Source organism: Neptuniibacter sp. UBA6509, from assembly GCA_002435145.1.
GTDB lineage: Bacteria > Pseudomonadota > Gammaproteobacteria > Pseudomonadales > Balneatricaceae > Neptuniibacter.
This window is the reverse complement of the sequence record DJLT01000120.1, coordinates 1-20,722: the sequence shown is the minus strand read 5'-3', so window position 1 is coordinate 20,722 and position 20,722 is coordinate 1. Positions and strand designations below refer to the sequence as shown.

The following is a 20,722-nucleotide window of genomic DNA, read 5'->3' as shown; positions in this document are numbered from 1 at the left end:
TAACGCAAAAGCGGCATTACCCCCAATTAACACTATTGTTAATTAAGGCCTATAGTATAAATGATAGTATATCGGTTAAGATATAGAACGTTTTTTCAAAAACTGAGGGAACTCGTGCGCAGGTATTGGCTTACTTTTTAGAAAGCCTTGATAATGATTACACTCTTTACTCGCCAAAAATTCTAACTGCTCTTTGGTTTCAACGCCCTCTGCTAAAACAGATAACCCCAAACTATGCCCCATCGCAACAATAGTTGATGCAATGACCATGTCATCTTTATCAGAAGGAATATCATCTACAAAAGACTTATCAATTTTTAATACATCAATAGGGAATTTTTTCAGGTAAGCCAGTGAAGAATACCCCGTACCAAAATCATCTATTGCGATACGGATTCCCAACGAACGTAAATCGTTCAAGATATCTATCGACTCTTGCTCTCTCTCTATCAAAGCGCTTTCAGTAATTTCAATCTCTAATAGTTCAGGAGGCAATGACGTTTGGTGTAAAACACGCCCGATCTCTTCCTTTATGTCCGAATGCCTTAACTGCACCGGTGATAAGTTAATCGCTATGGATATTGGCTCATAACCTTGCTCAATCCATGAAGTGAGCTGTTTACAGCTTTCCTGAAGCACAAAGCTACCAACTTTTGCAATCAGACCTGTATGCTCAGCCAACGGAATAAACTGATCAGGTGAAATTACCCCCCTCTCAGGATCTATCCATCGAACCAAAGCTTCCGCTCCCACGACTTGGCCTGTATTTATATCTATCTGAGGCTGATAATAAACCGCCATCTCTTCGTGGGCTAAACCATAAACTAATCTAGCCTCGAGCTCTAACCGGTGACGCGCATCTCGTGTCAGCGCTTCTGTAAAATACTGAAAGCGGCCACGTCCTTCCTCTTTAGCACGATACAAAGCAGCATCCGCGTGCTGAAGTAAGGCTTCAGCATCTTCGCTTTGAGTAGGAAAAATACTAATACCGATGGAAGCACCGATAGAAACGTCACAACCGTTACTCAAATTCCAAGTTCTAGAGAGCGAATCGATGATGTCATCAGCGACACGACCCGCGTCTTCACTATGGCTGATATGCTCTAACAAAATAGCAAATTCATCGCCCCCCATACGGCAAACCATATCAGCAGACCTTAGACGCCCTTCTAAAGTTTGGGAAACCTGCTTAAGTAACTCATCGCCTGCTGCATGACCAAAACTATCATTAATGTCTTTAAATCGATCAAGATCTAATAACAGTAGCGCCAGCATATTATCTTGACGCTTTGCCCCACCTAAAGCACCTTCTAGACGTGCTTGTAACATCAAACGATTGGGTAAACCGGTAAGCATGTCGTGATGAGCTAAATAAGAGAGTTTCTCTTCAGACTCTTTGAGGCGTGAAATATCGGCAAAAACTCCGACATAATGGGTAATTCGACCAGCGCTATCCAATACCCGACTAATACTCAGAAGCTCGGGGTAAGTCGTGCCATCTTTTCTTCGATTCCAGATCTCACCTTGCCAGCTTCCAGTTTTGTTAATTGATTGCCACATATGGGCATAGAACTGTTTATCATGAAGGCCCGAATTTAGAATATTCGAAGATTTACCTAAAACCTCGTCCTCCTTATAGCCTGTCAATTGACTAAAAGCGGCATTAACCATCTGGATCCTACATTGAGGATCAGTGATCATTACGCCTTCACTTGTATTATCAAAAACCACTGCAGATTGACGTAAATAGTCATCATCTTTTATCCGCTGAGTAACATCACGCAGGAAAACAAAAAGTTGACCGCCATGACCTGGCCAATAGGTGACATTGACCTCGACATCAAAGATTTTGCCATTCTTATGTCGGTGCTTAGTTAGAAAAGTTTCTCGCCCCTTAGCAACCATCCGCTGAATTCGGTTCTGAGTGGTTTCGGTCGTTTCAATCGCATCCAAATCCCCTATATGCATCGCCATTAATTCTTCACGGCTATAACCAGACATCTGCACATAGGACTCATTGACATCAACCAACTTGCCTAAAGTGTCCACAATCCAAAAACCATCTAACGCGGTCGTAATCACACTAAAATAAGTTTCAGCGCTTTCCTTTAACGCAGCTACAGCTTGTTTCTGAGCCGTAATATCCTCCAAAATGGCCATAAACCCTTGCTCGGTAGTCATTCCGGAAAAGCGAACTGTTTTAATATTGCCCTGTTTACAGCAAACCTTATGCTCATTAGCTTCGATCAAACCATAGGTTTCTTTCGCATCCTCAAACACATTACTCCAGTACGCCATCGCACGCCCTCTATGTTCAGGAGTAGGATACGCAAGTGTAAACCAACACTCGATATGGGGCAGATCTTTCGCAGAATAACCAAACACCTCTGTAAACTGATTATTCAAACTAATAAGCTGTCCATCATGATCGACATAGGCCATCGCTAAAGGAGATTCCATAAAGAGGCAACGAAAACGTTGCTCGCTCTCTTTAAGGCGATGATTAGCCTCAACTCGTTCGGTCAGATCTCGGGCCACCGAAACTACATATTCCTTAGTACCAAATGTAACTAGACGAGCTTTCACTTCGGTTGGGTACACAGAAGCATCACTACGACGGTGTGCGGTTTCAATCAGAACCTCACCCTTTTCTCTTAGCATCGGTATATGCTGTTCGACCCACTGATCAATACTCGTCATGGTCAGAGAAAAATCGGTCACTCGTTTTTCAAGCAGTTCAGACATCGACATTCTAAGATTTCTGGCGGCTTGATCATTCGCATCCAAGATGCGTCCGTCATCAGCATCAATGATGAAAATAGCATCACTGATCTGCTCGACTAAACTCTGATAAAAGGCCTTTTGCTCAATATCTCTTAAAAGGGCTTCGGTATGGCGTAAATCTTTATTCTTTCGCTCCAACGTTTCTTGGAGGTACTCGATATAGGAGCCCTGTAATGCCTTAGCAATATCATGTCGGGTCAGGATTCCTGATAATCTGCCATGACAATCAACGACAACTAACCGCCTAATCCGGTTTCGTTCCATTAAACGACTTGCTAGCTGCAAAGGCATTTCGCCTCCCACCGTGTGCAGCGGGCTGGTCATCTGCTCAGAAACACTTAAATCACTCACAGATGCATCTTGGCTAGCTAATTTGACCATATCTCGTTCGGTCAAAATTCCAACAGGCTTTTTATCTTTTGTTAAAACAACGCAGCTGATGCGCTGAGTGTTCATTAAACTAAGAACTTCTTGAAACGACACTGAACAATCACGCGTATGGACATGCTGTGTCATTGAGCCTTCAACCTTTTTCAGCTCAACAAGATATTCCATCCCCATGTGATGTAAGAAATCACCTTCACTAACAAGACCGATTAGCGTCCCATCATCATCAACCACAACCAAGTGCCTTACACGATGCTCACTCATTAACTGATACGCAGCGCCATAACCTAAATTTGGAGACACTGTCAGTACTGGCTGACTCATCACATCGCTTAATAGCAGACTAGAAACTTTCTTTCTCTCGACCATCAATTTAATGGCATCTTGCTCAGTAAAAATACCAACCGGTTTGTTTGCTTCGTCAATGACTACAACACTGCTGATTGAACGAGATTGCATACCCAACAGCACGATTGACAGCAGTGCCGTAGGAGCAAACGTAATAACTTCATGAGACAGAATTGTCTTAAGGGGGACAGAATCTATTTCAATCTCGTTCAGGTTCATAGAATACAACTTTTAATAGTCAAATATAGAGCATAGTCGATTATATATATCCTATAACCAACAAACATTGATATGGTCCATCAATCCCCTCAACCATAGTGTTTTCTATAAGTTAAAGCACCCGATTTCGCTCTTTGAAATATTTCCCTTTTCAAAAAACCGAACGATAAAACATATAAACTAATCTTTTCTTGCAAAAAGTTGATGAACTCATTAAAGATTAGCATTGCCTAATATAAATACATATAATACGCCGAAAACAGAAAGTTATTGAGTATTCCGACTAAGGTATCAACAATTTTCATTCAATATGGTTATAATTGTCGACCTCTCTCGACCCCTAACTAAAATTTACGTGGGCAACAATCGATGAAGAAACAGATTCTTTTAGCAGCAAGCTTAATACTAAGCATCAGTGCAACTGAACTTATGGCATCAGATCTAGGCAAAGGCACTCTAGCTTTTGACAAAAAAGACTACGCCACTGCATTTGAAGAGCTAAATACCCTCGCTAAAGAAGGCAACCCTGAAGCCTTAAATATGGTCGGCCAGATGTATGAAAATGGCTGGGGCGTTGACCAAGATAAGAAGAAAGCACTACGTTACTACAAACGAGGCGCTTCAAAGGGGCACATGGGAAGTGTTAATAGCCTACGTGCAATTAAGCATATAGAGTATGTTAAAGAGCTGGAAACTGTCCGTCCCGCAGCAGAAGCTGGCGATTCAGTAGCACAAAATAGATTGGGAACAATGGCTGAGTTTGGATACGGCATGCCGCGTAGCCCTGATCAAGCCATTCAATGGTACCTAAAAGCTGCTGACCAAGGACTTGTTGCTGCTCAACATAATATCGGTCGTAGCTATAATTTTGGTACGGGCGTCGATCAAGACTTCGCCGAAGCAGAACGCTGGTATCGAAAAGCTGCTCAACAAGGCCATACGGATGCGATGTTTTTCTTGGGCACGCTATATTCAAACAGCCACGGTTCTCAAACTGATCAAAATACAAATATCTTAGCTTATGCGTGGATGCACAACGCAGCAGAGTTAGGTAACCGTACAGCGGTCGAAATAGAGAAGCGCTTAGTCATGAAGTTAAATGACAGCGAACTCGCAGAAGCCAAAGAGCTCGCAATGGAATACCGTAAAGAATATATCGGCGAGTAATACTCAGCGACTGTTAGATAATAAGGCGATCAATAGATCGCCTTTTTCATGTCTAGCACTAAGTAAACCCAATTTTTTTCATTAAAAAAAGCTTTCTATTGGTGATATAATAACCACTTATTTTTTCAAGAAACTTTATAAATTTACTAGACCCATTTGACGCTATACGACGACGTTGCCTATGAATAGCGTGAAAACGCCCCCTAAAGAAGTAAAGTTGATTTCTTCCATTAAGAATAAATCCACGATCACTCTAATTGCCGCCAGCCTCTTCACCTATAGCCTTTTTTGGCTATATACATATGAATCGAGCAAGCATATGTGGCTCATGCTAGTCGGAGGGCTACTTGGGCTGACACTTTTCCATGCCTCATTTGGTTTCACTACTGCTTGGCGAAATTTCATCATCAATCGCCGTGGCCAAGGGCTCAGAGCACAGATGCTGATGCTCGCTGTCGCGGTCTGTTTATTCTTCCCAGCACTCGGCGCAGGCGAACTCTTCGGTGAAGAAGTTCGTGGCTACACACGCCCACTAGGATTTTCCGTCATCATTGGTGCTTTTATCTTTGGTATTGGTATGCAATTAGGTAACGGATGCGCTTCAGGTAATCTATACCACGCAGGCGGTGGGCAATTTCGCGCAATTCCCAGCATCATCGGCTTCATCGCTGGAGGGTTATGGGCAACTGCCGATTACGAATGGTGGATGCAACTGCCTCAGTTAGCTCCCGTTTCTTTAATTGATACAGCCGGCATCACCAGCGCCATTATTATTAACCTATTAATCTTTTCTCTGATAGCAGCTTTTACCATATGGCTAGAGAAACGAACACATGGCGCTATTGAAAGTGAGTCCACCTTTAATAATTTAAGTAATTGGCGACGCTATCTTCAAGGCCCGTGGCCATTTATATGGGGAGCGGTTGCATTAGCAATACTCAACTTTGTGACGCTTGCTCTCACAGGACGACCTTGGGCTGTTGCCGTCGCTTACCCCCTATGGGGCGCTAAACTCGCGATGTTACTCGAAATAGAACTTGAGCTCGATTTCTGGACCTATTGGCTACAACCAGGACGCGAAACCGCTTTAGGTGAGGCGCTGACCAGCGATGTTAATTCTGTAATGAATGCCGGCGTACTTCTGGGTGCATTTTTAGCCGCCTCACTAGCAGGTAAATTCTCCTTTGAATGGCGTTTACCTTTACTTCACTGGGTCGCAGCAATTCTAGGCGGATTAATGCTTGGCTATGGCGCCACCATAGCATTTGGCTGTAATATCGGTGCCTATTTTGGTGGCATTGCCTCTGGCAGCTTACACGGTTGGCTTTGGTTAATATCCGCATTCGCAGGAAGTTACCTTGGAAGTTACTTAAGACCTCTGTTTAAGTTAGATGCAAATACATCAACACGCAGTGCGTGCTGATAAATTCTAGACATCAGATGCCTAAGCCTTAAACTAGCTCACTTTAACGGCACCAACCCGTTTGTTGATAACAACTCAACTTTATTCAAGAATTAAACACAGTAGATTTTTATGACTCGACCTTTTAAAGAAACCTATTCAGATGTAAAAACAGCCAGCCCAATGAAACGTTTAGGGGCTTTCATCTACGATATGTTACTGATAATCTCGCTACTCATGGTCGCTACAGGGATTGTGACAACCGCTTTTAATGCAGGTGAAGCGGTCGAAGGACCTCTATTTCAATCGTTCCTATTTATATTGACCTACCTATTCCTTTCCTTTTTTTGGATGCGCAACGGCCAAACATTAGGCATGCTAGCTTGGCGTCTAAGAGTACAAACAACAGAAGGGAATCGTCTTAATTTCAGCCAATGCTTACTACGCTACATAGTAGGCATATTTTCCATCGGAGCCGCAGGAGCAGGTTTTTTATGGATGTTTATCAATAAACAGAAAATGACATGGCATGATCTAGCATCAGGTACTCATGTGGTTGAGCTGCCCAAGAACGCTAAGGTTTTGGAATAAGGCACGCCATTAAATTAGGGAACCTGCGAACAAGTCCCTGACTTTCTCAGTGGGCACTACGGGGCATATTCGCATTTTTCTTAGATTGTGGTGACAATAATTGCATTTTTCCAATAGCTTTTAACACTTACCATGCAACCATAACCATTAAGCGCTGCCTGTTTATATTTGAGCATCCGATTAAATTCGTTCAATGATCGTTTTAGCCACCCTTTTGCAAGAATGGATGATCCAGATACTAAATTCACAATGAGCTCTTTCATACTTCCATTACACCGGGAAATTTCATTAAGCATTTCCTCCACCGCCAATACAGTGCGCTCATTAAACGATGATATATTTCTCTGTATAGACGTATCACGACCTATTGTGAACTCAATAATTTCATACAGATCGCGTTTTTCTTTTTCAGTCAGCATTATGTCTTAATCCTTTAAGAATAGTTTCCATTCTACTGTCACTGACAGCATTAAAATCAATCACAAGCACTTGAGAAGGCTCAATTTTATTGACAACAAAAGCCACAGACTGGTTATCACCTTTGGCTAGAAATATGTATACCTCATTGAATTCTTTCTTTTCGATATGAAAGCCCCCTAAACGATATTTATATACATTATAAGAAGCAATAAACTTTTTCTTCGATCGTTCAGATACTGAATGGGGAGCCTTTACCCCCAATATAAACTCTGGGTACAACAACAGATCAAAGCTAGTATCTAAACCTTCAAGATCACGGGTTATAATTCCAAATGACACATACGCCTCATCATCAAATTTCAAAATAATATCTGATGCTTTGGCAATTTTAGTATTCTGAAAAAAGCTAACAGGCAAATCTAAGTGATAACTAGAACTGAAAACCAGCTGCAAATTTGAAGTCTTTTCACCTAACGACCCACACCCTGAAAGCATTAAGACTAAAAAAAAAGGAAATAAAATACTAAACAGTCTTTTTTTCATTACACATCCTTGTAATTATATAAATAAACTTAGTCCAAAAATTAGAAAACAGTTTTCATATATAAGCAAACACGCCTTAAAGAGCATATATAGAATCAGGAACTCATTACTTCGCCCGATTAAGCAACCAGAAGCCAAGCGCGGTACAGATAACAATAGGGGTCATCACAGCGATAAAAGGGGAAAACCCAAACACTGCGCTTGTTGGCCCTAAAATATCCTGAGTAAGCTTAAATGTAAGTCCGACAATAATGCCCGTAATCAAACGTTGACCTAGAGTCACGCTTCGTAAAGGGCCAAAAATAAAAGATACAGCCACCAGTACCAAGGCGAAGACAGCAGCGGGAAGTAGAAGCTTTGTCCAAAATGCCACCCTGTATTGAGAAGATGCAAGACCTTGCTCTTCCAAATAAGAGCTATAAGACGCTAACCCTGACATCGATAAGTTTGCAGGCTTAACCATAACAACTTTTAGCAACTCCGGTGTTAAACCACTACTCCAAGTTTCCTTTTTAAGTAAATCTGTCGATAATCCAGCTAACTCTGGGCTAGAAACATCACTAGACTTAGGGAAACGGGTTTCTCTAATGTTTTTAAGCTGCCACATTTGTCCATCATAATGTCCCGTTTTAGCATAGCTAGCACGTGCTAATGTCATATCATCATTAAATTCATAACGCGTTACGCCACGAACTGTTCCATCAGGAATCACCGCATTGATCTGTAAAAAGGTCATCTCATCACGATGCCAAACACGACTCGCGTCACTAATAATACTGTTACCCGTCTGCATCACCTGCCGATGACTCTGGGCACTCTGTTCAGAATGAGGAACGACAAACTCCCCTAGACTTAATGCCATCACGATGATCACAAGTACTGGTTTCATAACGGCTACAATAATTCCGAATGTAGAGATGCCCGCCGCACGCATCACCGTCAGTTCTGAACTTGAGGCCAGAATACCTAAACCTAATAGACATCCAATTAGACTAGATAATGGGATAAACTCATACAAACGACGAGGGCCCGTTAAGGCAACATACTTCAGCGCCTCACTAAACGTATAAGCCCCTTCAACATCCTTCATCTCCTCGACCAATGCAAACAGCATGTCTAACCCAGCGACGACTAAAAGCACGATAAAAAAACCGCCTAGAACATGCCGAGCAACGTAAAGATCAAGTATCTTCATGAACGTTTTTTCCAAAGTAAACGTAAAGTAGGTACTGGTATTTGGTTATAAAGGCGACTCCAAAAACCGCCCAATAAAATCATATTTAGGGCCAAAATAATAAAACCAATATGAACCATCCAAATAGCAAAGGCACTTTTATCACCTTCGCTAACATCGCTTGTCACACTACTCAAAATAGAGATATACATGAGATAGATTAAAATCGAAGGAACTAAACGTGCGAAACGCCCCTGTCGTGGATTCACTCGACTTAAAGGTACCGCTAACAACATAACAACCATAGCTAATACAGGCAAAGACAAACGCCAATTCAACTGTGCTTGATGACTAGGTTCTTTAGATTGCCATAGCTCAGATGTTGGCAACGCCTCAACGTTGTCATAGCGTATTTCTCTGTTTTTACGTTCAATTTCTGTTCCGTAATTATCAAACCCTAACTCAACATAATCCCCTAAACCTGGATTACCCTCATAACGATAACCATCGGCTAAAACAAGAAAGCGCTGATCACGCTCAACATCCGTTAATGTATTACCACTTTGCGCCAGCGTAATTTGTACACGTTTAGTGCTTTTATTACGATCGGCCATAAAGATCATGCCTAATTGGCCATCTTTACCCACTGAATCCGTATATATGACCCGACTACTAGACTCTTGGCTTTGAAAACGCCCCGGAACCAGACTTTCGAGCTCACTACGATTTTCCTGCTGATCAAAAATCTTATTGGTTTCAGATGCACCAAAAGGTGATACAACGGTTGATAAACCACCCACAACCAATGCAACTAATAACGCGGGCCCGGTCGAATACGCAATAAGACGTCGACGACTCATACCGCAGGCCTCAAGTACAGTCATCTCACTTTCAAGATACAAACGCCCATAACCCAGCAAAAAGCCGAGAAATAAACCTAAAGGAAGGATTAATTCAAGAAAGCCAGGAAGGCGATAGAGCATGATAGAGAACAAAACACTTGCGTCTAACTCCCCAACCGCGGCCTTAGATAGATACTTAACAAAACGCCCACTCATAATAATGACAAGTAGAACAGAGCTCACAGCGAGCATACTCAACAGCACTTCACGTGCTAAATAACGAAAAACGATCACTCTATGTCCTTGCGATAACTGTTACCGACACAAAAATGGTTTATATTATGCGGCATAAACATTAAACAAAGCGGATTGTTATAAACCAGCTGGGCCCTTATATATGAAAACGAATACTAAAACTTATTTAGTATCGGGTCACTCAGCTATATAGTATCCAGCATTATCCTTTAATCCGCAGACAATGTCTTGTTCAGACGCTAACGCGACTCAAGTTGGAGCCAACATGGATTTTGAAATTGTAAACGGTGATATCGCATCACTAGAAACAGAATGCCTTATCATCGCAGTAGAAGCAGATACAACGTTATCCCCTGCCGCTAAATTAGCCGATGAAGCCAGCTCTGGTTATATCACTGATATCCTTCAAGGTGGCGACATCAGTGGTAAAAATGCAGAAACATTACTTTTACATAAAGTACCGGGGTTAGCTGCAAAACGTGTTCTTCTTCTTGGCTTTGGTAAAGAAGACGAACGAAATAACCGTAATTTGCGTAAAACGGTAACTGCTGCAATGGGTATCATCAAAAGCACAGCCGTTAAAAATGCGGTTTTTGCTGTTGATTGCGTACTGTCTGATGACCCTGATCAATACCGTCAACTTCGTCACTTAGTTGAATGGAGCGGTGCTGAACTTTACAAATATGACGAAACCAAAAGTAAAAAGGCAGACCCTCTTAAATTAGAACAGATCTCTCTGCTTATTAGTGAAGAAAACTCAGACCTAGCGGAAACAGCCCTACTAGATGGCACAGCCATTGTTAACGGCATGAGCTTAGCTCGTGACCTAGGCAACCTGCCCGGAAACATCTGTACACCGACTTATCTTGCTGACCAAGCACTTGAACTGGACGACGAATTTGACGCGCTAACAGCAACGATTGTTGACGAAGATGAGATGAAAGAGTTAGGCATGCACTGCCTACTATCTGTCGGTGTCGGCAGTGTTGAACCTTCAAAGCTTATTGTTATGGAATACAAAGGCGGACCTGAAGGTGAAAAACCACATGTACTTGTCGGCAAAGGTATCACATTTGATACAGGCGGCATCTCCCTTAAAGGAGGCGCTGGTATGGACGAGATGAAATACGACATGTGTGGCGCTGCCAGTGTATTCGGTGCTATGACATCCATCAGCGAAATGGCGTTACCTATCAATGTAGTCGGTATTGTTGCAGCGGCAGAGAATATGCCAAGTGGTAACGCGACAAAGCCTGGCGATATAGTAACAACCATGTCTGGTCAGACTGTCGAGATCCTTAACACTGATGCCGAAGGCCGCTTAGTTCTTTGTGACGCCCTAACTTATGCTGGTCGTTTTGAACCTGCATCAGTGGTTGATATCGCAACATTAACCGGCGCTTGTATTATCGCACTAGGTCACCACGCTACAGGCGTATTGACTAAACATGATGATCTCGCAAAGGAATTGATTGAAGCAGGTAATCAAGCATCAGATAAAGCTTGGCAGCTACCTCTTTGGGATGAATTCCAAGAGCAGCTAGATTCAAACTTTGCAGATATCGCTAACATTGGCGGCCGTCCTGGCGGCACAATTACAGCAGCCTGCTTCCTTTCACGCTTCACTACTGAATACCGTTGGGCGCACTTAGATATCGCGGGTGTTGCATGGCACAGTGGTGGCAAAGCGAAAGGCGCTACCGGTCGCTGTGTTCCTCTATTGACTCAGTACCTGCTTAACCAAGCAGCTGACGAAGAGTAAGTAAGTAATCACATGACCAGTAAAGCTGATTTTTACGTTCTGCCTTCAAGCGATCCAGATGCTCGGGCTCGCTTCCTTTGCCGCCTTGTTGAAAAGATTCGTGCTCTAGGGCATGAGATATTCATACAAGCTAGCAATGAAACTGAAGCTCAACGTATAGATCAGCTTCTCTGGGAATATCGTCCAGAGTCATTTATTCCACATAGTTTGACAAACGAAACAGATAACGCCGGGGTGAAGATTGGCTGGGACAGTCAGCGACCTCAGCATCAAGATGTTTACGTTAATCTTGATTTAGGTATTCCAGAAGATGCTCTAAAATACGATCGCATTCTGGAAATTGTCATCCAGAGCGAGGACATACTTACTGCCACTCGCAGTAACTATAAGATCTATCAAAAAAACAGTGTCAAAATTGATATGCATGATATGAGAAAGAAATAAATTTCTTACAGGCTTTTATTCTGCCCCCCCCCCGCTCCTCGCCTTTTAGCGCTCCCCCCTCACGATTGATCAATCATCAGCAGAAAAGGCTTATTTATCACTTAGAAGCTAACCTCTTACAGATCTCAAAATAATAGCTCCGCTTACAGAGTGTACTTCCTATACCGCACGGTCTAGGTTTGGGCGTAAAAATATACGCTGAAAAATCAGACATTTCTCGCCATTCCCTCGCCACCAGCCAGCTTTAACCTGTATAATGCCGGGTTTATTTGTGCTTCCCAATACATTCAGGGAAGCCCCAATTGACTGATTTTCGGAAGCACTAGAGCGCCATGGAAACTACTTACCAGCCGCAAGAGATCGAAAAATCCTGGTACAAAACCTGGGAAGACAACAACTACTTCGCCCCTTCAGGCGAAGGTGACTCCTACTGCATAATGATTCCGCCGCCAAACGTCACTGGCAGCTTACACATGGGTCACGCTTTCCAGCATACAATCATGGATGCCCTAACACGCTATAAGCGTATGCAGGGTAAAAACACACTATGGCAGGTGGGTACAGACCACGCAGGTATCGCAACACAGATGGTTGTCGAGCGTAAGTTGGCGGCAGAAAGCCAGCAAACACGCCATGACCTAGGCCGTGATGCGTTTATCGAAAAAATCTGGGAATGGAAAGAGGAATCCGGTGGTACCATCACTAACCAGATGCGCCGCTTAGGTAACTCCGTAGATTGGCCAAGTGAACGTTTCACAATGGACTCCGGCTTCTACCATGCGGTGCAAGAAGTTTTCATCCGTCTGTATGACGAAGGTTTGGTTTACCGTGGTAAACGCCTCGTAAACTGGGATCCAAAACTTCACACCGCGATCTCTGATCTAGAAGTAGAGAACAAAGATACCAAAGGTAAAATGTGGTACCTACGTTACCCATTAGCTGATGGCGCTAAAACAGCATCAGGTGAAGAGTTCCTTGTTGTTGGTACGACTCGTCCAGAAACCATGTTAGGTGATACCGGCGTTGCGGTTAACCCGGATGATGAGCGCTATAACGATCTGATCGGCAAAGAGATTATTCTTCCATTAGTTGGCCGCCGCATCCCTATCGTAGGTGATGAACATGCTGATATGGAAAAAGGTACCGGTTGTGTAAAAATCACGCCTGCACATGACTTCAACGATAATGAAGTTGGCAAACGCTGCAACCTACCCATGATCAACATCCTAACCTTTAATGCGGATATTCGTGATGAAGGTGAAGGCTTTAACACTGATGGCACACCTAACAACGATCTTGAAACAACAATCCCGGAAAAATACCGTGGTATGGAACGTTTCGCTGCGCGTCGTCAGATCGTAGCTGACTTCGAGGAAGCCGGCTTACTGGTTAAAATCGAAGAGAACGACATGACTGTACCTTACGGTGACCGTGGTGGTGTTGTTATCGAGCCGATGCTAACAGACCAATGGTTTGCCGATGCTAAGACACTGGCAAAACCAGCGGTAGATGCCGTTGCTAACGGCGACATTAAATTTGTCCCGCAGCAGTATGAGAACATGTACAACGCTTGGATGAATGATATCCAAGACTGGTGTATTTCGCGTCAGCTATGGTGGGGCCACCGTATTCCAGCGTTCTATGACAACGAAGGCAATGTTTATGTTGCTAACGACAAAGAGAGCGCTCGCAAAAAATACAACCTAGACCCTGAACTTGAACTACGCCAAGACGATGACGTATTGGATACTTGGTTCAGTTCTGCACTATGGACATTCGGAACACTAGGCTGGCCTGAAAACACTCAGCGCCTACAGACATTCCATCCAACGGATGTACTGGTTACCGGTTTCGACATTATTTTCTTCTGGGTAGCTCGCATGATCATGATGACCATGCACTTCATGAAAGATGAAGATGGCAAACCACAAGTACCGTTCAAAACCGTTTACGTTACCGGCCTAATCCGTGACGAAAATGGCGACAAAATGTCTAAGTCCAAAGGTAACGTACTTGACCCATTGGATATGATCGACGGCATCGAGCTGGATACACTGTTAGAAAAGCGTACCGGTAATATGATGCAGCCTCAACAGGCGGCTAAAATCGGCAAGCGTACCGAGAAAGAGTTCCCAGAAGGCATTCAAGCCCACGGTACCGACGCCCTTCGTTTCACCCTTGCTGCACTGGCCTCTACTGGCCGTGATATCAACTGGGATATGAAGCGTCTAGAAGGCTACCGTAACTTCTGTAACAAAATCTGGAACGCAGCGCGCTACGTTCTAATGAATACAGAAGGCGAAGATTGCGGTCAAAATACAGCAGATAACGCAGCAATGGAGCTATCTCTAGCAGATCGCTGGATCACAAGCCGCCTGCAAGCAGTTGAAACTGAAGTGGTTAAACACTTTGATGAATACCGTTTCGATATGGCGTCCAAAACCCTTTATGACTTCATCTGGAACGAATACTGCGGTTGGTACTTAGAGCTATCCAAGCCTGTATTGTGGGATGAAGACGCTTCTGCAGAAGCTAAGCGTGGCACACGCCACACCTTAGTACGCGTGCTTGAAGTTCTACTTCGCCTTGCTCACCCAATCATGCCGTACATTACGGAAGAGATCTGGCAGCAAGTGAAAGGCTTAGCCGGTAAAGATGGCGATACCATCATGAACCAGCCTTATCCTGTTGCAAGCACCGGTAAACACGATGCCGCAGCGGAAGCCGAGATCGAATGGCTTAAAGGCGTTATCACGGGTGTACGTAACATCCGTGGTGAAATGGGTATATCCCCAGCTAAAGAGATAACCGTAATGCTACAAAACGGCAGCCCTGAAGACTTAACACGCCTAGAAGCGAACCGTACCTTCTTAAGCAAGCTGGCCGCATTGGAAAGCATCACATGGCTGAATGCCGGTGATGAAGCACCGATGTCCGCTACACAGCTTGTTGGCGATATGGAAGTACTCGTGCCAATGGCAGGCCTGATTAACAAAGACGCCGAGTTGGCCCGCCTACAGAAAGAACTAGACAAGCTACAGAAAGATATCGGCCGAGTGAAAGGTAAGCTAAGCAACGAGAAGTTTGTATCTAATGCACCTGAAGCGGTTATCGCTAAAGAGCGCGAAAAGATGGAAACAGCTCAATCTGCTTTTGATAAGCTACAAGAGCAGTACGCTAAGATCGAAGCGCTTTAAGCTTCAGTTTACTAACTGGCAGCAACAGAACAGTAACTAAGAGTAATTCATTAAATTGAACTCTTAAGTTACCAAGCAAAAGGCCTAATTTCGGTACAGCACTGAGATTAGGCCTTTTAGCTTCTGCGAAAGGCCATACCTTGCCCTCTAACCACCTAATTCGATTACGAACCCCTAACCTAAATAGCGTATTAATTTACATATAAAAAAGCCCTCCATAGTTATAAATCTAACTATCAAGGGCCACTTAAAAAGCTTCTTTTTAAAACCTAATCTGTCTCTTTCGACCACTCAGGTCTTTTATTCACACTTGCAGCAAGCCTTAGCGATCCAATAATCGATACTAAAAATCCGGCCTGCACCAGTAAAGAATAAACTAAACAACATGATGAAATAAGTAATCGCAAATTCGATCCCGTTATTAAGAATAACTACAGACCCCTTTTCCGTTAACCAACTATAGTTACCATGCTCATTTAATATGCTTTTGACTGCCCCCAATCGCTCTTGAGCATCCATCACACGCTCGTTAGCCAACCAACTACCGCCATCAGCTATGGCCAACCAGCCGTTGTCCCAATGCACCGCAAACGCAGCCACTAGCATCGTCATCATAAGTGGAATACTTACCCATCGCACAGCTAAACCGACAATCAAAAGCACCCCACCGACAAGTTCAGTTGTCGCCGCTAAACCAGCCAGTAGTTCAGGCATTGGCAAGCCTAACCCCCAATCAGGATTTCCAAACCAAGCCGCGGTATCTTCAAAATGAGAAAGTTTATTCCAACCCGCCTGCATGAATACAGGCGCTAGGTATAAACGCAGTAACAGTGGCGCCAAACCATCTGCGCAACGTGTACTATTTAAAATATCTTGTAGTCGATTAGCCAAATTCATAACTGCATTAGCCATATACGCACCTTTGATTAATATGCCAAATCAAGGAAGCTATCAATAGGCTCCCAGTGCTTGGCATTTTATAATTATATTTTTGTTCCTAAGAGAATCCCTTTAGAGCGCAAATGCTCCATGGTCTGTAAACCACCAGATACAACTTGCTCAACTTGCGGGTGATTCATCTCTTCAGCTATTTGCTCTAAAGCGGCTGATCCTGTTAGCTGCTCATCCTCTGAAAGCAGATACAATAAACGTCCAGTTACGGAGTTCACCTCCATAAAATTAACTTCATCTTCCCTATTACGATAAACGATTAAAAAAGTCGGTGATTCAGAGGGCGTATTCGGTTGAAAATCTGGCCGAATACAATGCACTGGAAACTGATAAGACAACAGCCACGCCAGAGGGGACTGAACTGGATGCCTCTCTAACAAATCACCATTGGCATCTACATTTTGCACAGGCAACTCAATCGTTGAAGCATCTAACGCAAGCTCGACCCATTCATAATGAATAAGCTCTTCAAGAAAAACAGGATCATCATCGCAAGCAACGTATTCATTATTGATATACGCTATAAACTCTTCACCTATCTCTAAAAAATAGGGAGTATGACAACGGTGTGTATCAAAAAAGCCTCGCGCTAAACGTAGCCAATACGCCTGCGAACTAATCTGCTTTAATACGGGAAAGTTCCCAGATAGAAACCCTTCAACGTTGTTAAAAAATAGATCTCTGTAGATCGCCATTCTGCGATCTTCAATATCTGAAGGAGCTGCATTTTTGTCAGGATTTCGGATATGAGCTGCAAACTGATATTGCAGAGTCTGAAAATGAGGCTGTTCAGGCGACGGTTTGTGCATGACTCATCTTCCATTGGTTTTGATAAAAACGAACCTGCTGAACTTCTTCCAACAACTCTGCCATTGGAGGAATGTTAAAGTCACGCTCAAGCAGTGTAGGCAACAAACCAAACTGTTTATAAGTTTGCTGTAAAAGCGACCAAACAGGATCAACAACAGGTGCCCCATGGGTATCAACAATAAGATCTTCAGCTTCAGTGTAGTGTCCCGCTATATGTAGATACATAATGCGATCAGCTGGCATCGACTTAAGAAACTCAACCGCATCGTACTTGTGATTAATACTATTCACATAGATATTATTCACATCAAGCAACAGATCACAGTCAGCCTCTTCGAGCACAGCAAGCAAGAACTCCTGTTCTGACATTTCTGATCCTGGAGCCCCATAAAAGGAGACATTCTCCATCGCGATTTTTTGCTCGAGCACATCTTGCACTTGGCGAATACGCTGCGAAACATAAGTCACAGCCTCTTCAGTGAAAGGTATCGGCATCAAATCATAGAGATGCCCATCATCTGAACAGTAGCTCAAATGCTCAGAATAACCACGAATGTTATGCTCTTTCATAAACGCTTTAAGTCGCGTAAGAAACTCCATATCTAAAGGTGTTGGACCACCAATAGAAAGCGATAAGCCATGAGCCATAAAAGGGTGTTGCTCTGTATACTGACGAAACGCTTTACCAAAACGACCGCCTAGCCCCATCCAGTTTTCAGGCGCTATCTCCAAAAAATCGAATGCATCGGGCTCAACTTCTTTTAACGTTTCCGACATACAACGTCGAAATCCAAAACCAGCACCTTCTACAGGATAACTATCTCTGCTCATCTGCCACCTCAAACCTTAAAGATCAAAAGGCCCCGCATAGCAGGGCCCCTGTAAGCTCTACAAAGCTAAATGCGTATTAGCTTTTACCGCCACACTTGCCTTCGCCACATTTACCTTCAGACTTCTTAGCTTTGTCGCCGCCGCACTTACCTTCACCACATTTACCTTCAGCCTTCTTAGCTTTGTCGCCGCCGCACTTACCTTCGCCACATTTGCCTTCAGACTTCTTAGCTTTGTCGCCGCCGCACTTACCTTCACCACATTTACCTTCAGACTTCTCAGCTTTGTCACCGCCGCACTTACCTTCACCGCATTTACCTTCATTCATAGCGACTTGCTGGCTATAACCTGAAGAAAGATCTGTTGCGGCAAAAGGGTTTTCAGCAGCAGAAGCAACTGGCGCAGTCGCCATACCAGCAATAAACGCCGCGCCAACAGCAGCAACCATAGGTTTAACAGTAGAATTATTAGCCATTTTAGATACACCCCAAATTAGATATTATTATCATCTTGCTTATAGTTAAAAAATCTCAGAGCCTGTCACTAGCTCTTGCGATTGTGACTGACACTTTCTCAGAAAGTTTCATTTAATCTAAAATATTATGTTTCCTTAAAAACCATAATAAATAGTTATTTAATAGAACACATTAATAGTGTTTTGTTCCCTATAACTTTGGTTTAAATTATTCATATACTTGAACCTTTATATGAAGCACGCTCTAATTATCAAAAAAGAACCTCTTTTTTTATTTCCATAGACATATTACATAGCGCATATATTTTTATATTTAGGATGTCTTACGATGATCACCCAAGAACAGATCAATTTTGACCAACAACATATTTGGCACCCTTACTCTTCAATGATTAACCCGCCCCCTATGTATCCAGTAGAATCTGCTTCAGGGGTAAGAATAAACCTTTCAGATGGTACAGAGCTTATTGACGGAATGGCCTCATGGTGGTCTGTTATTCATGGTTATAACCATCCGGAACTCAATAAGGCAGCCCATGAACAAATTGATAAGATGTCTCATGTTATGTTTGGCGGCCTTACTCACGCTCCCGCAATAGAACTAAGTAAAAAACTCGTTCAGATGACGCCCACAACTTTGGACAAAGTGTTTCTTGCTGATTCAGGGTCTGTCGCCGTTGAAGTTGCGATAAAAATGGCCATTCAATACTTCCATGCTTTAGGGCTCCCGCAAAAACATAAACTTTTAACAATCAAAAATGGCTATCACGGTGATACCTTTGGAGCCATGGCGGTCTGCGATCCTGTTAACGGTATGCATGAAATCTTTAGCGGCATACTCCCTAAGCACTTCTTTGCGCCTGCACCAGAAACAAAATTCGGTGCTGAATGGCAAATTGCAGACATTCAACCCCTAAAGGATCTGCTCGATCAAAATCATGACCATATCGCTGCCCTGATACTTGAACCTATCGTTCAAGGTGCCGGCGGGATGCGCTTCTATTCTGCAGATTATCTTCGTGAAGCCCGCTTATTATGCGATCAATACAATGTCCTCCTCATAGCCGATGAAATAGCCACAGGCCTTGGCCGAAGCGGAAAACTATTTGCTTGTGAACACGCAGGCATCACGCCCGATATCCTTTGTGTAGGCAAAGCGATCACTGGGGGATATATGAGCTTAGCCGCCACATTAACCACCACCAAAATTGGCGAAACTATTTCAGCAGGAGGGGCTGGCTGCTTTATGCATGGACCTACTTTTATGGGTAATCCTCTAGCCTGCGCCGTTGCCAATAAAAGTTTAGAGCTTTTATTGGAAGGCAGTTGGAAAAATAACGTCCAACGGATTGAAACAGGCCTAAAGGAAGGGCTCTCAGAAGCAAAGACACTCGATAACGTTGCCGATGTAAGGTGCCTAGGCGCTATCGGTGTTATTGAGATGAAAGAAGCGGTAGACACTACCCGCATCCAGAAACTATTTATTAAAAGGGGGCTATGGCTACGACCATTTGGAAAACTAGTTTATGTCATGCCACCCTATATTATGCAAAACGAAGACTTAAACTTGCTAACCAGCGGCATGGTTGATGCCATTGCTAATTACAATTAATAGGACTCATTCATGGCTAGAATAAAAATTGATATGCCTGACAATTATATTTTTTCCACTGAGCTACCTGTCCGCATCAGCGATATTAATTATGGTGGCCATTTAAGCAATGACGCTATACTCGCCATCATCCACGAAGCAAGGGTTCGCTTTTTAAGCCATTATCATTACGGTGAGCTCGATATTGAGGGGCTAGGACTTATCCTGACAGATTCTGCCATTGTGTATAAAGCTGAAGGCTTTCATGGTGATCAACTTCAAATAGATATCGCGCTAAATGACCTAACGATGTACGGGTGCGATATTTACTATCTTATATCCAATAAAAAAACAGCCGTTGAAATTGCACATGCTAAAACAGGTGTTGTTTTCTTTGATTACAAAGAACGTCAGATCCGAGCCGTACCCGAGCCATTTAAAAACAAGGTATTTAAAGACGTATAACTAAAAAGGCCGCTTAAAATAGCGGCCTTTTTAAATTAAAAAAACATTAATCATCCATACCGGC

The 20,722-nt window shown here is 43.2% G+C and carries 17 protein-coding genes; 8 read left to right on the top strand and 9 right to left on the bottom strand.

Translation table 11 applies throughout. From position 1 onward, the window contains the following. Positions 1-75 precede the first annotated feature (75 nt). Positions 76-3,738, bottom strand: a complete 3,663-nt coding sequence (locus B4K11_RS15865; RefSeq protein ID WP_292950741.1) for an EAL domain-containing protein — start codon at positions 3,736-3,738, stop codon at positions 76-78. Between the two features lie 369 nt (positions 3,739-4,107). Between B4K11_RS15865 and B4K11_RS15860 the strand changes: the two genes are divergently transcribed. The 3 genes from B4K11_RS15860 to B4K11_RS15850 all read left to right on the top strand — a co-directional run bounded on the left by B4K11_RS15860 (position 4,108) and on the right by B4K11_RS15850 (position 6,898). Beyond that, the gene (locus B4K11_RS15860; RefSeq protein ID WP_292950740.1) at positions 4,108-4,905 is read left to right on the top strand and encodes a tetratricopeptide repeat protein; all 798 of its coding nucleotides are present in this window, start codon (positions 4,108-4,110) and stop codon (positions 4,903-4,905) included. Positions 4,906-5,086: 181 nt separating this feature from the next. Beyond that, positions 5,087-6,328 carry a YeeE/YedE family protein gene (locus tag B4K11_RS15855; RefSeq protein WP_292950739.1) on the top strand — a complete coding sequence of 414 codons (1,242 nt, stop codon included), beginning with the start codon at positions 5,087-5,089 and terminating at the stop codon, positions 6,326-6,328. 111 nt (positions 6,329-6,439) lie between these two features. Continuing rightward, entirely contained in the window at positions 6,440-6,898 is a 459-nt protein-coding gene (locus B4K11_RS15850; RefSeq protein WP_292950737.1) for an RDD family protein, read from the top strand. Positions 6,899-6,978: 80 nt separating this feature from the next. On the opposite strand, the gene B4K11_RS15845 is transcribed toward B4K11_RS15850, so the two are convergent. The 4 genes from B4K11_RS15845 to lptF form a co-directional block, all read right to left on the bottom strand. Beyond that, positions 6,979-7,317, bottom strand: coding sequence for a hypothetical protein (locus B4K11_RS15845; RefSeq protein WP_292950735.1), 339 nt, complete (start codon positions 7,315-7,317; stop codon positions 6,979-6,981). Then, positions 7,307-7,861, bottom strand: coding sequence for a hypothetical protein (locus B4K11_RS15840; RefSeq protein WP_292950733.1), 555 nt, complete (start codon positions 7,859-7,861; stop codon positions 7,307-7,309). The genes B4K11_RS15845 and B4K11_RS15840 overlap by 11 nt, the downstream gene beginning before the upstream one ends. A gap of 106 nt (positions 7,862-7,967) precedes the next feature. Next, positions 7,968-9,056, bottom strand: coding sequence for an LPS export ABC transporter permease LptG (lptG, locus tag B4K11_RS15835; RefSeq protein ID WP_292950731.1), 1,089 nt, complete (start codon positions 9,054-9,056; stop codon positions 7,968-7,970). After that, the gene (gene lptF, locus B4K11_RS15830) at positions 9,053-10,171 is read right to left on the bottom strand and encodes an LPS export ABC transporter permease LptF (protein WP_292950729.1); all 1,119 of its coding nucleotides are present in this window, start codon (positions 10,169-10,171) and stop codon (positions 9,053-9,055) included. The genes lptG and lptF overlap by 4 nt, the downstream gene beginning before the upstream one ends. 226 nt (positions 10,172-10,397) lie before the next feature. Between lptF and B4K11_RS15825 the strand changes: the two genes are divergently transcribed. The 3 genes from B4K11_RS15825 to B4K11_RS15815 all read left to right on the top strand — a co-directional run bounded on the left by B4K11_RS15825 (position 10,398) and on the right by B4K11_RS15815 (position 15,535). Further along, entirely contained in the window at positions 10,398-11,894 is a 1,497-nt protein-coding gene (locus B4K11_RS15825) for a leucyl aminopeptidase (protein WP_292950727.1), read from the top strand. Between the two features lie 12 nt (positions 11,895-11,906). Beyond that, positions 11,907-12,338: a DNA polymerase III subunit chi gene (locus tag B4K11_RS15820; RefSeq protein ID WP_292950725.1), complete on the top strand. Its 432-nt coding sequence runs from the start codon at positions 11,907-11,909 to the stop codon at positions 12,336-12,338. Positions 12,339-12,670: 332 nt separating this feature from the next. After that, positions 12,671-15,535 (top strand): valine--tRNA ligase, encoded by a 2,865-nt coding sequence (locus tag B4K11_RS15815; protein ID WP_292950723.1) that lies wholly within the window; start codon positions 12,671-12,673, stop codon positions 15,533-15,535. Between the two features lie 300 nt (positions 15,536-15,835). Here B4K11_RS15815 and B4K11_RS15810 read toward each other — a convergent pair whose 3' ends face one another. The 4 genes from B4K11_RS15810 to B4K11_RS15795 form a co-directional block, all read right to left on the bottom strand. Next, positions 15,836-16,432 (bottom strand): DoxX family protein, encoded by a 597-nt coding sequence (locus B4K11_RS15810; protein WP_292950836.1) that lies wholly within the window; start codon positions 16,430-16,432, stop codon positions 15,836-15,838. 86 nt (positions 16,433-16,518) lie between these two features. Continuing rightward, positions 16,519-17,295, bottom strand: coding sequence for a DNA-binding domain-containing protein (locus B4K11_RS15805; RefSeq protein ID WP_292950721.1), 777 nt, complete (start codon positions 17,293-17,295; stop codon positions 16,519-16,521). Next, the gene (locus B4K11_RS15800; RefSeq protein ID WP_292950719.1) at positions 17,276-18,127 is read right to left on the bottom strand and encodes a DUF692 domain-containing protein; all 852 of its coding nucleotides are present in this window, start codon (positions 18,125-18,127) and stop codon (positions 17,276-17,278) included. Before B4K11_RS15800 ends, B4K11_RS15805 begins: the two co-directional genes overlap by 20 nt. A 76-nt stretch (positions 18,128-18,203) precedes the next feature. Next, on the bottom strand, positions 18,204-18,602 hold the full coding sequence (locus B4K11_RS15795) for a hypothetical protein (protein WP_292950717.1): 399 nt from the start codon (positions 18,600-18,602) through the stop codon (positions 18,204-18,206). A gap of 328 nt (positions 18,603-18,930) precedes the next feature. On the opposite strand from B4K11_RS15795, the gene bioA reads away from it, so the two are divergent. Beyond that, the gene (gene bioA, locus B4K11_RS15790; RefSeq protein WP_292950715.1) at positions 18,931-20,214 is read left to right on the top strand and encodes an adenosylmethionine--8-amino-7-oxononanoate transaminase; all 1,284 of its coding nucleotides are present in this window, start codon (positions 18,931-18,933) and stop codon (positions 20,212-20,214) included. Positions 20,215-20,226: 12 nt separating this feature from the next. Then, positions 20,227-20,658: an acyl-CoA thioesterase gene (locus B4K11_RS15785; protein ID WP_292950713.1), complete on the top strand. Its 432-nt coding sequence runs from the start codon at positions 20,227-20,229 to the stop codon at positions 20,656-20,658. The last annotated feature ends 64 nt before the right edge of the window (positions 20,659-20,722 follow it).